Below are 16046 nucleotides of genomic sequence, written 5' to 3'. Positions count from 1 at the left end.
ACTCTTTTACAATATTTACTTAGCAACATTATTCTTACTGATTCTGAATCCCCACTTGTTTTCAGAAGAGAAGCGCTGCAACGCCTTTTCTACGAAATGAAACCCTTCATAATGAGAAAGGTGATAGATATTAACTGAAGTGTTTGACCAACTCCAACCATCATTGATCAACTTTGCTACGTATCCGTCCTCACCGCCAAAAATAGATGGATGAGTAGCACTTTCACGATCAAAATAAACATTAATATGCAATTCATTTCCAACTTGAGTAATGGGGGATATGCGGAGTGAATTTAATAATCCATATGTACGTTCATAACCGCCATCAACTGGAGTATAAGAAGCATAATAAGCTTCAAGTTCTTCATGCATTATTTTCTCAAGTAATTTAGCAGCTTCATTTAGTGCTTTACGAACATCTCTTTGACCAAATACAGTTTGTTGTCCTTTACCAGTGTTAAGATACTTCTCTAGTTCACTTAAGTTATTAAACTGTGGCATCAGTCTCAACTTCTTCTTTATTATCGCTAAGTTTATTTTCATCAATCGCCATTTTAACGGCATACTCACCCATAAATTGTCCAATATTCTTACTTGCCAATTCGATCTTCTCTTTTACTCGCTCGATTTCTTTTGGATCAAATTGAGGTAGAATATTTTCCATGATTTTTGTGTTAAGCAAAGCGTTAGTAATGTTAATTATTTTTCTGATATCACTAATGTCTTTTGGAATAAGTGGGACATCTGAAAACTCACGGAGAAGAAGAGCACCTAAAACTCCATCCATTGCTTTTAATAGTTCATCTTCAGTCACATCGGTTTCTTTTTTCTGAACTTTTTCAAAAATAGTTAAATAGTCAACAATGATACTATTAATTGAAGAATCTTTAAAGGTGATGTCAATATTGACTTCATGATCATCAAGGATATAAATTTTCTTTTTCTTATCCAATTCTTTAATCATTTTATTCATTGTTGCCGCAGTAAGTTTTTTTGCCATTAAACGATTCACTCCCATTAAATCATTTTTTTATTTCAAACCATAATAAGCATCAATTACTTGTTTAGCCCTAATATCATAGTTGTGATATTTGTAAACATATTTTTGTGCTTTTTTTGCCTTCAACTGTCTTTGCTTGTCTGTCATGCTCAATATCTCATCAACCATGTCAATCATTTCTTGTCCAGTTTTAGGAAGATAAATATGATCGTTGAATAGAAATTCCTGACTTTTTGTATATGGAGAAACAAGCAAAGCTCCCCCAATTCCCATAACTTCCGCCATGCGCATAGAGGATTGTGTAACTGAATTTCCATCTAAGTTTTGTCCTAATGCAATTTTTGATGATGAGTAGAGGAGGGGAAGATTTTCATAAGCCATATACCCCTTGTAAGCATTAGAATTACATAGATTGACTTCCTTTGATGAATCAGTCCACCATTCATTTCCATAAATCTCGATGTTATAATTTTGCTCCACCAAAGGAATAATATAATCCTTTGTTTGCTGAAATCTACGTTCATAGTTATTGGCGACCAAAACAATATCTTTAGTAATATCTGTTTTTACTGACTTGTGAAAAGAAGGGTTGCAGCCAAATAACATCAACTCTGCTTGCCTACCTTTGTTCCAATAGTTGGGGAGACATTCAGCAGTGGTGGTGAAAATATGATCTGCATAATCAGACCAATAATCACCTATCCAGTGATCGTAAGGAGTATCTTCTATTGAAAAAAACACATGAAATATACCTTTTTCTTTAGTGTGTTCAAATATACCTTCTGCAAAATTAGCGAAGCATTCTGAAAACACAATTGACGGGTGAAATTCTTCGACAGCCCGTTTAAATATTTCAACTTGTCGTTCTTTGCTTTTGTCCCATAATTGATAGTTTTTATCCATAATAAAAATATCATATCCCAAATTCTTAAAACCCTGAGCAATACCATGCTTAATTAAAGGAGCATTATTTGTAAAAAGTATTTTTAGTTTCTCACTCAAACAAAAACACCTTCCTTGGAATAATAATTCTCAATGATTTCTGCAATATCATTAAATCTACTTTCCCAAGTGTTCTGCTTTGCATATTCCAATGACTTATTTTTATGATAATCCGAACTGCTTAATTGAATAGCTCGATCTACTTGCTCCAAAAATTCTTCATCTGTTTTTCCTGTAAATACAGAGTCAGGATAGATATTCGTTTCATTCCAATCAGTAGCAACAGTAATTTTTCCAGCAGCCATATGTTCGAATAGTTTAATGGCACATGCTGCTTGCGTAACTTCTTGAGTTGTATCGAATGGTAGGAGGCATACATCGGCATGAGCATAATAATTGTACAGTTCTTCGTGATCCCTTGTCCCTAGATTAATGACGTTGGAAGGACAACTCTTCCCGAATTCTTTCCCAACTAGTACAACAGCATACTTATCAGCAACTTTTTTTAGCAGATGTGTAGATACCCATGATCCTATTGCGCCAGAAAACAAAACAATAGGTTTATCTATGTGTTTATATTCTTCTGGAATAATTGATTTTTTGTTGATGTATGATTCTGGACACGCATTTCTAACAAGATGTACGTTGTTATGATTCTTGCTTCTAAGTTCATATAGAAATTGACTGGATGTTAGCACAATATTGGCACTACTAACCGCGTTATCTTCATATTCATACCAACTAGGGAAGCTGTCTACGCTGTCATAGATATTCAACTTCGCTTTGACATCATCAATAAACTGTGCTGATTTTGCCCAAGTATAATAATAAATATCAATTTTTAGTTGTTTGTACTTGATCTTATTAATTACATCTTGCCAATTATGATACACAAAAAGATTCGGTTCAACTTCTTCTGGCGGTTCATTTGTCTGAGTATTATTGCAGAAGATTACCCTATACCCGTTACGCGCAAACTGTCTCATTATTTGTTGAGGACGCTGGAAGAGAAATGAATAATCCAAAGTACATGGATATAATATGGTTTTTTGTTTCATAGTTAACTCCCTAATTTTTATTTTTCCATTACATGAGTGCAAAATGTGCCAACGTCACACCAAATTTCAAAACCATTTCTCTGTGCCATTGCACAAAAATAGGCATCTTCCCCTTGAGGATGATACCCAAATTTAATTTTCTTATATACTTGTTTATCAAGCATGAATACTGCACCTGTTAAGTCAACTTTTATTAATTGTTGTTCTTTAAGTTGTGGAGCATTTCGTATATAACTATTTGAAATATGTTCATAGCAATTATGCTCATTTAATCTCATCACGTTTGGATACTTATAAGGTTGTTCTGGGTCAACTAAATAGCCATTATATATTAGTCCCGAAACTATATTTTTTTTAGATTTAAGTAGATTATTAATTACACTATCAGGGACTAAAATATCAGAATCAATAAACATAAGTTTTTCGGTCTTTACTTTAAACATAATGTAATTTTTTAATATACTCAAATGTTGATAGATGTACTCATTTCTTATACTTGTTTTTCGAGTATCTTGTGGAACGTCTCGATTGTAGGTGTCAATAGTAATACATTTATATTCATCATTATGTTTTTTCTTGAATATTCTTAATATTTCTTCACTATGATCAGACGAATTGTTGAGGACAAAGAGTAATTCTAACCTATTTTTGGGGTAATCAATCTTATAGATATGATCGAGGTACTGATTTAAAACAAAATCTCTGTTTTGAATGGGTGCTGCGAGTGTGATTGTTGGTAATTCATTCATTGTATTCTCCCTTTTAAAATAAAAATGCGGTTAGGCATATTAGTGCCCAACCGCATATATGCCATGTCGTTGATTAAACAAAGTCGTCTTCATCAAAAATGTACATTGTATATAGATCTTTAGAACCAGGTACTGCGAGAGCTTCCATTGCAATATCTTGAACAGCAGGATCGCCATCAGGGGCCATAGCCATACTCCAGTTATCTTCAATCTTAGCTGATGGAATAGTGATTTGTGCCGCATAATCCTTCTTAGTAAGCACATCACGAACAAGAACATCAAGAACAAGTTCAAAACTACCAGCAAATTTATCGGTTTGTGCCTTGATTTGCTTAGTATCAGAACCAGCCATTGTTTTGTAATAAACAATAACTTTCTCGCCATCTACAACATCACCAGTAGCAAAAGTTACTGTTTTGTTAGCAACACCATATTCACCAGTAGATGGAGCGGAAGAATTATAATCAAAACCTTCTCCAATAGTGCCATCAGGAAGATATTTGCTTACACTAACAAGTGCGCCAGTTGATGAAGGAGTGTGTTCGAGATTTACACTTCCTGCACTTACTGTCAAAATATCATTTGTAGTGACAGGAGTAGCTGCCGTAATAACTTCTGTACCAAGCAGCATAGCGATAAGCTCATTTGTAAACAAAGCATCTTGAAGAGTGAATCTCGCTGCTTTATTTCCAGAAAATCCCACTAATTTAGGGTTGCCGCTTCCTCCGTTACTGTATACTACGTCAGCGCTATTTTCTAAGCCAGATTGCTTTAGACTGTCAAGCCGTGCTCTCAGTTTTTTTGTAACTTGATCAAAAAATGATGCCGTTGCGACATCACGAATTGCCCACCGATTTGTTACTGCCATTTATTAACTTCCTCCATTATCTAATTATTTTAGTCCAAGTATTTTCTTGGATTTTTATTTTTGTTGAATCAATATTGCCAGAATATATTCCCATCATTATGTTGTTGTAGTGATCGATATTTTCTAATCTGAAATATCCATCATAAAATTGATATATTGTTAATTTTTCCATATCTAAAATGGATATATTATGTGATTTCCAAGCTAAACCAGATATAAGACTATGTAAATTATTGATAGGTTTCTTCTGAGGTTTCTTTGCTCTATCACCCATAATCTTTTTAATAAACTCTTCAGCCTTGGAGTTTGCGGGGTTAAATTCTTCCTCGCTCTTATCAGGAACTTTATTTGCAAACTTCACTATTTTCTGAATTGATTCGATTGTCTCATCTGAAATTTGATGTTCCCCTATACGAAGAGATGGGTAATCATCAATGATATCTACAAAAACATCCTCTTTAAACATCAGTTTTGAACCAAGTTTAAATGATTCCCTGAATCTAATATCTTTTTCAAAAAAATAGATTATGAAGTCTAAATTAGATTGCTCTAAATTTTTCAACTCAGGGAATTTATTTTTATCAAACAGAAGAGAGGAGAGGGCTTGATTGTAGGCTGTGTATCCATTTTCTATCACATCTTTTAACAAAGGAGAAAAGATATAGATATTATTAATGAAAACAGGCTGACCGAGCAAGAGTTTTAGTTCAATGTCTTCAATGCCTTCAACTGCTTCAACCATCAATTAAAATCCACTAGTCTGTAGGTAAGAACATATCCTTGAAACTTTTCATTAACTATGTATTCATTCAGACCACCGAATCCTAATTCGCCAACTCCAATTCCTCTTTCACCATTTATCAATTCTTCAACTTTAGTCATCACATAATCCATACGAGTATATCCATAGTCTGTCTTAAATAAGTCGCGATGTGTGAACATATAAATATTCAACATGCCGTTTTTAAAACTGTTTCCAGATGGCCTATAATCTGTACAGGAGACAGTAATGTATGTTTTAGCTGTGGAAGTTACCTCGGGGATAAAACGATGAGGGTAGACATTGTTATAAATTAAATCATCAGTATGAATTACATCCTCACGATCAAGAAAATCCTCGTCGTTATAGAATATTGCCTTGCACAAGCCATTATCATTGATTAGCCTTTTAATGACAGTTTTTTTGTATTCAGTTATCTCTTTGAGAAATGACAATCATAATCACCTCAACTAACAACGAAGTCTGGTACTACCTCACACTTCAAATAGCCACCTGTATCAACTTGTCTGGTATCATTAAATGTTGAAATGACAGTTGTACATTGAGTCAACGACATAGGTGTTGTACGATGAATTTCTTCTCCTAGAGAATTTCTAAAGATGGCAATATATAGCCCACCATTAGGAGTAAGATGTCCCAATTCATATGAAACACTAATACATTTCAGCGCTTCAAGTGCGCTGCCCTTATCAGGGTGTTTCACTTTATCGAATACAATCTTCAATTTATTATCTGTTGCAATGGAATACGCATAAGCATATTGCGGATCAATAGCAACATCCAAATCTGCATCAATAATCTCTACCGTTGGAGTAGCACTAATAACAATGTCTCCATCTAGTCCGCTTGAATGTTGCTTAGAGTAGGGGAGAGGACTATAAACTAGCCAATTATTTACGACTCCTTGTACAAATGAATCAACTTTAAGCTCACCGAAGCGAACAATTGCTGAACTCATGTTTCACGCTCCTTAATATAACGGTTTAATTTTAATTCTTATTTTTGACTCAGAGAGTCCATTTTGGTTTTTTACATGCAACCAGAAATAACCAATATTATCTCCTGCAAGAATCGAGCATATATGAGCAGAATTATCTTGAGTTGAAATTGTAGCGAAATTTGTATCAGACACACCATCATCAGCACTTAATGAAAATCTACTTTCATCAGGATATTCAACCCCATTACGATAAAACTTTGCAGTATAGGTTTGAGTTCTTCCAATTTTAATTTCGCTGCTTCCGATAATTTCACAAGTATAACTATAAGCAGTTGATTCAGTTACGCTAATCTCAATCTCAGAAGACACATCTTTAAAACTTGCTCTAATGGTGACTGTGCCATTTGTCTTGGGAACAATAACCCCTTGGGGATTCACTTCCGCAATAGACTCATCGCTTGAAGTATAAAATAGGGTAGGGGAGAGGATAGGAATGTTATTATTAGTCACGGCAACATTTAGTTGCAAAGACTGATCTTCACTTATTGTTGAAAAATAACCATTAAGAATTTCAATCTTATAATTAGCAACATTGCCATAATAATCTGCAATTTCTAATTCTAGATTATCCTTTGCGGGATTTAAGTCTCCAGACGATTGTAAGCTTAGATTAACGAGACCTTTAACACTCATATGATCAATATCTACAACCTTGAAAGCTTCTCCGCCAATGATAAATCGTCTTCCTCTGTCTAGCTTTTTGGTATGCTCATTCAACTGAACAATGACATGTCTACGTCCAATAGGAAGTGTCATAATATTATCTTCTTCAATACCATTACTCGATCTAGTGCTTGTTAGTACAGATAGATAAGATTGAATTATGCCATTTTCATCTATCCATTTTAAATTGAAGTTGCACAAAGTAGCTATCCATTTTTTATAGAATTGATTTTCAGTTTCATAACTGCATATTATCCAATTTTCACCATTCTGTAGTTCAACAACATCACCATAATAAAGTGAATCAATAGTTTCACCTATCATATATTTTAGTTGTTGAGAAGCAGAATACTTATCATTTATTATTAGTCGCTTATTTTCACCATTAACGAGTACGTCTTGGGAATCTAAGCTGTCCATTATAGATGATTGAATGAGTCTTTGAGCATTATCTCTTAACTTGTCTATTTTTTTTCCATGATAATTAGAATAATTTTTCATCTTAACACCTGCTCACATAAAGTCATCGATAGTGTTAATGATTACTTGTTCTATTTCATTTTTTTCGTTATTTACCAAACCTTCAAGAGCTTTGATTTGCGATTGATAATTTTTCAAACCTAAATCTTTACTAAATGGTTGCCATACACTAGCAAAGTATGTAAGTTGGTTTTTAAGTAAGTTCCATCTCATATATTTTGTGATTAATAAAAGTTCATCATCATTCAATGCTCTGTCAATAGACTCAGTATCATCGTTACAGACGATGTTGTCTCTCAATCTGTTGTTGTAGTCACTAATTGAACTTTTGATAAATGTATATATCTTTGAATTATCGGATGGAAGGTCAATATCATCAACTTTGCATTTTGACAAAAAGGATTCATATAACTCATCATATGTTGTCACTTAATCACCTACAATTAACCGAACAAAACGTCTTGCGGGATATCCATCCATTCAGCTAAAAATTTTAGTTTACCGCCAGATAGGTCATCTCCAATTTCTTTGGCAATATCAATAACAAATTTCTTCTCAGAGGCTACCGTAATTTCAAAAAGTTCTTTTTGCATCTTCATATAATTACCTTGAAGAATCTTTAAGATTTCTTCTTTTGTGTGGATATTACTTTTATATTCATCTAAATCTCCACCCAAATTTTCGATAATTTCCTTGGATTCTTCACTATCTTCGATAATAACAAGCTCGCCTTTTCTAAAACATTCGCTATTCATCATAAGCCAATCAACTGCTTCCTCGGGCAATTGTTTTGTATCAAATTTATTCCCCTTACTACCCGACCACTCATATCTTTTGGTTCCGCCATTGCCAATAAAATTAAAGACATATGGAGTATTTCTATATCTCGCCACTTTAATAATTTTTTCCATACTGACTCCCCTTATTAGTTTGATAGGTAGGAGATAGTTATTTTATCTCCTACCTAAGTTAATTTTAAACTATAGATTTACTGCCGCATCTTCTTTGATGTAACCAATAGCTTCGCCATAGAGCAATTCGATGGCTGCCTCTTGAGTGATTTTTAGTTTAATTCTTTCGTCACTAGGATCTTGCTCGGTGTATTGTCTCATACCACCATATTCAACAATAATGAATGGCTTCTGATTAACTGCTCCAGCCATCATATACCCTTCATTAACAGGAATTTCAACTTTGCTGTTTGTTTCGTCCGTGAAAGGATTAACAAGATTAACAGCAGTGGTTCGACCGATGGATGTCGGATTGAGAGCGGTGCGCAGTTCTGTACGAAGATCGTCAGTGAGAAGATCTTTATATCCTGCACCCGTAGCTTGTTGAGCAAAATAATCGATAAGAAGAGTATCGGCCACAAATACCGGACGACCACCATATCTTTGTAGAGTAGAAGCTACTTTGTTGTAATCTGCAAGCCCAAGGTTTGAACCAGTCTTCACATTGGCGGCAGGAATATCTCCAGCAGAAATAGCTGCTTGCATGAGTTTGCTAACTTGCTGCATGTATAGACGAATCTTTGCTTCTCCAACATCGTCAACCAACTTACGGAAGTTTTCAATGGAGTCATTTACCAAGTCAAGTGGCTCATAAGAAAAACCAGTTTGGAAGCTTGCTGGTGTAGCCACTTTGGACTTCTTACCGTCAACGCGAATAAGGTCTACTCCAGTTCCAAGTGCGGCCCAAACAACTTTTGCTTTATGTTCTTTCGAAATATTGTACTGATAAATATCTCCACGATTGCGAGGGACAAACGCAGCCAACAGATCGAGCACTTTTGTTGCTTTTGGTTTAACAATTTTATCGGCTTCTTCAACAATCAGATTGTTAAATTGATGTAGCATAGAAGGGTCGGGTGTTTTAGAACCATCACCAAAAACTTTAGAACAGTAGGCTTTGATATCTTCTGCGTCATCGTTAGATGTATTTTTTGTATCAAGTACTCGGCTAAAAAGCCCTTTAATTTTTTGATCGTCGTATAGCATTTATTATTTTCCTCCTAATGATATGTACTTAATTATTGTACTTCCAGTCTAATAGTTTCTTTTCCCAGGTTGAGGGCCGTATCCTCATCGTCAGCCGCAACAATAAATTTTGTAGATGCATTTGCATAATCAGCGTGAGGGGCACCAACAGTAGACAAGATATATGTTTTACTAGCTGGATCAAAGTGAGCAACAAGCCCTTTGACCACATCAGTCACTCCAGTATTCAGCGTAAAGGCAGAAGTTTCAAATCTAAGCCCTTGCTCAAGAACAACAATTCGCGCAGGTTCTCCTACGGCATTATAGAACTCAGAAAGAGACTCACCTAGATAACGGCGCTCTACAGCAGCAATGAGATACTGCTTTTTAGTTACGGCAGAAAGTTGTTTACATGTCCGATTACCGTCAACATCAAAATCTAGCTCTACGATAGTATAGTTGTCTACTGGGGTTGAAGTAACAATCGCACCATTAGCGATATCTTTGACTTTCCAACTGGAAAGAGTTCCTACATGATGAGTTCCTTGTTGGGTTAATGCATTAAAACGTTGAGTTGCCATTTATAAAATACCTCCAAATTATTTATATTTACTATCAAAATCATTCGACGCAGGAATCAGATTTTCCATACGACTTGAAAACTCTCTGATTGGTACAGGAGTCGCAACAGATGGTTTTGGTGTTTCAGTTTCTACTTGCATTAATTCTACAAGCATATTATTGAGCTTGAATTTTGCTTCTGTGCCAACTTCGCTATCATAAACAGAATTCTTAATAAGATTCTGAACTTCTTCAGACTCAAATTTTTCAATAGCAGACACAGCACTGAATTTTGCAGAGTAAAAACTAGACATTTCATTAATTGATTTATTTAGTTCTTCTGCTTCATAATTTTCTTTATATGGTTTTAAAGTTTCAACCTCAGCACGGAGAGTGGTAATCTCATTACTAAAAGAAGTATTAGCTTCATTCAAAGATGTTTTCTCGGTTGTAAGAGCCTTAATTGAACCATTAGCTTCCGAAAGTTTAATTTCTAAATCTTTAATAGTATTTTTAGACTCATTCAGTTGAGTTTGTAGGGCAACAGTTGTATCCAGTTTTACCCATTCGCGTTTTTCCACTACTTCCGCTTTAGAATCAAAATCAATTACAACTTGATCATCTTCGGTTTTAGAATAGGCAAAATCATAGTATTTGTATCCATCTGCATCATCTAGTTCTACAACAAAATGATTGTCATAGGTGTCAATGATATATGAATAAGTGCCATCTGGAAGAGTGGGGTCAAGAACTTGATAAATCTTACTTCTAATATCGCTATGCGACAATTCGAATACTTTTTTAAATAACACCTTTTCACCTTCTAGTTCATCAATATTATTTTTAGATTGCAAAAGTGATTCTGCAATCAGTTTATTAAACATATTAAACTCATTAAAACTCAACAATTTAGAAGAATCGTAAGCAGGGAGTACAACACCTTGTTCACCACGTTCTTCGGCAGCAAGATGACAATGCCCCTCAAAATAAACGGGAGAATTAATATATTCAACACCATCTTGAACGGAGAAATTAGAATATAAGAATTCACAACTTGTATTTATATTTATCCCTCTGTTATACCACTCTAAAAGCAAATCACATGCATCGCTGAAACGAGAGCGCCACAGTACAGCATCAGCAGCCAACACTTCTTTATCTTCACCATTTTCTTCAACGGTAAGAAGATATCCTTTTGTAGTAAAAACTCCAATCGGAACAGTATCAGTGATGACTGTTTTATCACCATACTTGTTTGTGCTTATTTTTGCCTCGTGTCCAGTAAAGTTGTCCGTGTTAGTGTTTGGTTCTTCAACGGGAATGTATCTAGCAACAAGAGGTTTGTTGATAATTGTTTCCCCTAATTCTAGTGCAACTTCTTTACTAACAACGGAGTTATTCCATGATTTATCAAAATCTAGAATAATATAAGTTGCTTTTAGTAATGTGGGGTCATCTGTCTTTACAAATGAATTGAGTTTAAGATTTAATTCTTGTTTTTTGTTCATTTTTCACCTCCTTTCTAGGACTCTGGGGTATTATTCGCGTCAGTCGTTCTAGATTTTATGGTGTTTTCATTTTCTAGACTAGAGTCATCAATTGCATCTCTTCCATTTGTATTACTATTAGTTGTATAACTTGTTTGATATGGCTTAATCTTTTCTATTAATTTCATGACTTCAGATTCGTATAAACTTTGGTTGATGAAATCATCGAATTGAATACCATCCAAAGAATCAACAATATGCTTAACAGCGAAACCTTCTGAATGCAATTTAAAGAGAGCATCAAGTCTTTTATCTCCAGATATAGGCATTTGCTTATCATATTCCATGACGTAATTATCTGAATCGGCACTTGACAAGATTAAATTAAATAGTTTTCCATAAACCTCTTGTTCAATATCTTCAAGTAATACTGCGATTCGTTTATACATAGTTTCTAGATTTAATTTTGCAGAAGCAAAGTTTCCTCCGGCACCATTCAAAACAGCAGACGATAGACCATAAGAAGACTGAATGTCATTATTTACAGATTCAAACTTTTTAGGATCTAGTGCCTCCGATTTCATATCTGGAAAATCAATACTGGCATAGTCAGGAACAGATACAACCGTTACTCCACTGGATTGATTTTTTTCAAGAGCCGCCTTAACTCCGTTATGTATCTTTTTCTTAATTGTTGGCTTGAGCTTTAAGTTTGAATTTTCACCATTATTATCTGAACTCCCTATTGTAAGAACAGCAATAGCATTGATAATTTTATTAGCAACCGACTTTTCCATATTTTTAAGTTTTGATTTATGAATCAAATCAAATAGTCCAGTTGTAGACCAGTTAATACCAAGACGCTGATTTCTTTTAGTTGTATGAGTTCTTAAAATAAATGTTCTTTCTTGAGGCAATTCAATATACTTTAGATCAGTATTACTTTTGTCTGTTAAGAAATTTTCATACATTGCCTCAGTTACATATGGCTTTAAATTTTCAAATTGGATTTTTCTTTCATCTTCCTTCATAGATGTGAACCATTCCAAATCTATTACTGCTATCCAATCACCGTTTTTACGATAGGCGGGGAAGATGTATTTTAAATCATCAAAAATATATGGGTGGAACCTTTTCTTTTCACCCAACCACATACCAACTAGAGTTCCCGCAGTAATCTCTTGCATTAAAATATCTCTAGTCAAAGTTTTATGTTTGATTTTATATAAAAATTTATTACAAATTGAAAGATTCTTTTCATAATTTTTATTTTTATCAAAAACATTAATCTTGTGGTTGAGTGTAGGAAGTATTTTTACTAATTCAAACAATTGAAACACTTCAGCACTAGCAATATAAAAGTATTGAGCTATTTTTTCTAACTCATTTTGATACTTATCTGGATTTGCAAAGTATGATTGAAGTTTCTTGATGTCAATTTCGTCTATGATTCCACTTGAGAAAATTTGAGACATAAAACCTTCAACAAAAGTAGATAGGTATTCTTCATATGTATTAAATTCTCGTTCAAGAGTTGGGTCGTTTGTATTAGTATTAATTTGGTTATTTGCCAAAAATAAAATCACCTCCAGACTTATTGTTATTATTTATAACAAAAATATTTATATTAATAGTATACAAGTTCATCTTCGTCATCGTAGTCATCAACTGACTGTAGTTTGCGCTCAATAAGTGAAGCAATATAGTTTCCATATGACACAGAACTATATCTATCCTTACGTTTACCTGAAGGCTCCTTCAATTTTACTGTACCATTATCATTCCTATCGCCTTCAAGGTTAATCATCTCATTGACTAAGAGAGTTGTTTGAATAAACGTGTTTTCAAATCTCGCTTGCGTTTCTATCGGTAAAGAACTGTAGCCCTTAAGGCTTTTTAAATGATCTCGCGCTTCTTTGTCGTTAATTAATAAACGAACCTTTCCTCGTTTTAAATTATCTCTTAGTCCAATTGCCGCTTCGCTATTTAACTGCTGACCAGCCTTAACACTGTATATTATCTTTGGAGCAGATGAATAAGTACATCTTTCTGCCATTCTATCGTCGTTAATACAGGTCCAAGGCTCGTATTCAATACCTCTTTCTCTATCAGATAGAGGTATCACTAAATTATCAAAAATACCCATACCAGCACTTTGAGTATCCAGAACCAAATAGTCGCAATCTAGATCATCGAATAACTGTCTTATTCTAACAGCCTGAGTAACAGTATGTCCTCCAGTCATACTTTCCATATATGAGATATAGCGATCTAAACCTTTTGAATTTGGTATTAATCTGATCATTGTATATGCAGACGCATCGTTTTCCTTACCTTCCATTGTTGCAATATCACAACATAGAAGTCGAATTTCTCCTTCTTTTTTTGGAGTATATTTAAATGAAGCGTCTTTAATTAATCCATAGTATGGCTTGGGGTATACAGCTTGAACTAATCTTCTGTTTTTTTCAAGATCTTCGAATTTATAGAATGCTTTTTCTGATTCACCAAAGAATAAACATCCCATCTCCATATAAAATCCCACTTCATCGAAGTCATCCTCTGACATCTCATCTAGCACCTGATCCTTCATTAGCAGACTTTCCTTAATTGCTAATTGATAGGGTAGGCCACATATGAAATAGTTTTTTCCAATTGTCATTGCTTTTACGAAAGCTTTAAGTTTTGTCCAAGACCAATGAAATTGATACCACGCAGAGGAGAGATATATTTCTTTATTTCTTTCTTGTAGATGAGCATATTCGGGGATATTTAAATATTTTGGTTGGCGTGGAGCGGTTAGAAACTTTCGGAGTACCTTATTAATAATGTTTAGATCAACCATTCGAAACTCATCAACGATAATACAGTTGGCTCTTTTACTTCTCGCCCCGTCGTTAGAGGCAACAACCTTAATCCAACTACCATTATGAAATTCAACCTTGGGGTCATTAGAAGATGTTGACAAATCACTTATTTCTCTTGATAGGTTAGGTGAATTTTTCTTTAAATCATCAATCTTCTCTATAACTTCTCTAGCTTGCTTCATATTTCCTGATGCAACAACTATTTTAGTTTCGGGCCATAAAATGCAACGAATTACACAATAAATGGAAGTTAAAAACGTTTTTCCTTGGCCGCGGCTGGCGAGATACATAAAATAGTTGGAGTAATTCATCATAAAAATCAGAATTACTTGAAATAACTTAAGACTAATACCTAAATACTCTTTTGCAAAGCGATGGGGGTTTGAACGATAAAAACTTGTCCATATTCCAATCCCAGTCATTAATTTTTGACTTTTATCTGGGCCTTTATTAAAATTTCTGCTTTTATTAAAGATATTGTTACCTTTGTGAGCTTTATTTCGAGACACTTGAAAGTTTTTATACCCACTCATAATGAACCATCTTCATTTTCTGAGGTGAAATCTGGTGTATCAACAGTGTATTTCTTTAACTCATCTTCATACATTTGAGAGTAGTCATTGTTAATCCCAAGCATTTTACATAAATGACCAAAAAACCATACCTGTATGTATTTTTTAATTCCATCTACATCTTTCCATACTGGATCAGGTTCAGGAATTGGACGTTCATTTTCATACTTTTTTATTAATGTCCCAAATGTAGCTTGTTCTGTTGCATTTGCACCTGTCTCCTGAACAGGCTTGATATTTGATGATCCCAATAAGTCTTGAAGTGTTTTCATTTCTTTGTCTGTAGACTTTCCAGATTCTCTAAGTTTTTTAATTTCTAAACGTTTGTGAGAAATTTCCTGAAATAGCATTTCCATAGCATATGAATCACATTCATAAGAATTAATCCATGTATGATATTCATTTTCTAAAAATATGTAGTCCTCAACATCAAATCCTTTTTTTCCCCACTTCAACTGTAACTGAGAAATTTCTTCTTGAGTGAGTTCAAATTCTTCGTTGATCTGGTCAAGGTATTCATAACTAATGGAATTCGATTGTCTTATAATGCTATCTGAGAATTTTTTGCCTTTGTGTTGAGATAGTGATGATATTTGGATAATATATTTAGACCAATCCTCATTGCTTGATTCCCATATATTTTGAAGAAAAGGTTTATCCATAGTTGCCAACACTTGCATTACTCGATCTAAATAACCATCTGAATCCTTTGCGCCTATAGAATTCTTTAGGCAGTCTTTACATACTTCAAATTTATCTGAAGAAAATAAATGGTTGGTATTCATATAAAATGATATTACTGCTTTATACTTTCCACAATTTAGGCACTTTATTTTGTTGTCTTCTGTTTTATTTACCTGTTTTTTTACAGCCAATATTTCACCTTCTTATAGAAGAACATTTCCTGAATTCTTGATAAAACTCCTATTTGATAATAAATACATGGGGTAGGAGGGAGTCGTAACCTGTTTAAAGACCCTTGCAGCAGAGTCTCCCCATGAAAATAAAAACAAGAAAAAAGGCGATTAGAATAAATAGTCAC

Annotated in this window: 18 protein-coding genes; all 18 read right to left on the bottom strand. The window is 34.1% G+C overall.

Translation table 11 applies throughout. The features are described 5' to 3' along the window. Positions 1-15: 15 nt before the first annotated feature. Positions 16-501, bottom strand: a complete 486-nt coding sequence (locus tag KP014_RS21280) for a hypothetical protein (RefSeq protein ID WP_036588510.1) — start codon at positions 499-501, stop codon at positions 16-18. After that, positions 488-1000: a hypothetical protein gene (locus tag KP014_RS21275; RefSeq protein WP_036588508.1), complete on the bottom strand. Its 513-nt coding sequence runs from the start codon at positions 998-1000 to the stop codon at positions 488-490. The genes KP014_RS21280 and KP014_RS21275 overlap by 14 nt, the downstream gene beginning before the upstream one ends. A 30-nt stretch (positions 1001-1030) precedes the next feature. Next, entirely contained in the window at positions 1031-2002 is a 972-nt protein-coding gene (locus KP014_RS21270; RefSeq protein ID WP_036588505.1) for a CgeB family protein, read from the bottom strand. Then, positions 1999-3000 (bottom strand): glycosyltransferase, encoded by a 1002-nt coding sequence (locus tag KP014_RS21265; protein WP_036588503.1) that lies wholly within the window; start codon positions 2998-3000, stop codon positions 1999-2001. Before KP014_RS21265 ends, KP014_RS21270 begins: the two co-directional genes overlap by 4 nt. Before the next feature lie 17 nt (positions 3001-3017). Then, positions 3018-3749 carry a glycosyltransferase family 2 protein gene (locus KP014_RS21260; RefSeq protein ID WP_036588501.1) on the bottom strand — a complete coding sequence of 244 codons (732 nt, stop codon included), beginning with the start codon at positions 3747-3749 and terminating at the stop codon, positions 3018-3020. Positions 3750-3822: 73 nt separating this feature from the next. Next, a complete protein-coding gene (locus KP014_RS21255; RefSeq protein WP_036588498.1) occupies positions 3823-4617 on the bottom strand; it encodes a hypothetical protein in 795 nt (264 codons plus the stop codon). Between the two features lie 16 nt (positions 4618-4633). Beyond that, complete coding sequence (locus tag KP014_RS21250; protein ID WP_036588496.1) at positions 4634-5359, bottom strand: hypothetical protein; 726 nt, start codon at positions 5357-5359, stop codon at positions 4634-4636. Further along, positions 5359-5832 (bottom strand): hypothetical protein, encoded by a 474-nt coding sequence (locus KP014_RS21245; RefSeq protein ID WP_036588494.1) that lies wholly within the window; start codon positions 5830-5832, stop codon positions 5359-5361. The genes KP014_RS21250 and KP014_RS21245 overlap by 1 nt, the downstream gene beginning before the upstream one ends. 11 nt (positions 5833-5843) lie before the next feature. Further along, on the bottom strand, positions 5844-6356 hold the full coding sequence (locus KP014_RS21240; protein ID WP_036588492.1) for a hypothetical protein: 513 nt from the start codon (positions 6354-6356) through the stop codon (positions 5844-5846). Positions 6357-6368: 12 nt separating this feature from the next. Then, positions 6369-7562 (bottom strand): Ig-like domain-containing protein, encoded by a 1194-nt coding sequence (locus KP014_RS21235; protein WP_051499328.1) that lies wholly within the window; start codon positions 7560-7562, stop codon positions 6369-6371. A gap of 12 nt (positions 7563-7574) precedes the next feature. Continuing rightward, positions 7575-7970, bottom strand: coding sequence for a hypothetical protein (locus tag KP014_RS21230; protein WP_036588490.1), 396 nt, complete (start codon positions 7968-7970; stop codon positions 7575-7577). Positions 7971-7984: 14 nt separating this feature from the next. Then, positions 7985-8452 carry a hypothetical protein gene (locus KP014_RS21225; RefSeq protein WP_036588487.1) on the bottom strand — a complete coding sequence of 156 codons (468 nt, stop codon included), beginning with the start codon at positions 8450-8452 and terminating at the stop codon, positions 7985-7987. A gap of 69 nt (positions 8453-8521) precedes the next feature. Continuing rightward, on the bottom strand, positions 8522-9538 hold the full coding sequence (locus tag KP014_RS21220; RefSeq protein ID WP_036588485.1) for a hypothetical protein: 1017 nt from the start codon (positions 9536-9538) through the stop codon (positions 8522-8524). 32 nt (positions 9539-9570) lie between these two features. Continuing rightward, complete coding sequence (locus KP014_RS21215) at positions 9571-10098, bottom strand: hypothetical protein (protein ID WP_036588482.1); 528 nt, start codon at positions 10096-10098, stop codon at positions 9571-9573. An 18-nt stretch (positions 10099-10116) separates the two neighbouring features. Further along, positions 10117-11586 (bottom strand): coiled-coil domain-containing protein, encoded by a 1470-nt coding sequence (locus KP014_RS21210; protein WP_036588480.1) that lies wholly within the window; start codon positions 11584-11586, stop codon positions 10117-10119. Between the two features lie 14 nt (positions 11587-11600). Beyond that, complete coding sequence (locus KP014_RS21205) at positions 11601-13139, bottom strand: hypothetical protein (protein WP_036588478.1); 1539 nt, start codon at positions 13137-13139, stop codon at positions 11601-11603. Between the two features lie 53 nt (positions 13140-13192). Next, positions 13193-14965: a terminase large subunit domain-containing protein gene (locus KP014_RS21200; RefSeq protein ID WP_036588475.1), complete on the bottom strand. Its 1773-nt coding sequence runs from the start codon at positions 14963-14965 to the stop codon at positions 13193-13195. Continuing rightward, positions 14962-15879: a hypothetical protein gene (locus KP014_RS21195; RefSeq protein ID WP_051499327.1), complete on the bottom strand. Its 918-nt coding sequence runs from the start codon at positions 15877-15879 to the stop codon at positions 14962-14964. Before KP014_RS21195 ends, KP014_RS21200 begins: the two co-directional genes overlap by 4 nt. Between the last annotated feature and the right edge of the window lie 167 nt (positions 15880-16046).

Source organism: Paenibacillus sophorae, from assembly GCF_018966525.1.
GTDB lineage: Bacteria > Bacillota > Bacilli > Paenibacillales > Paenibacillaceae > Paenibacillus_AQ > Paenibacillus_AQ sophorae.
Note: the sequence above shows the minus strand (reverse complement) of the source record. Positions and strands in the feature narration are given on the sequence as shown.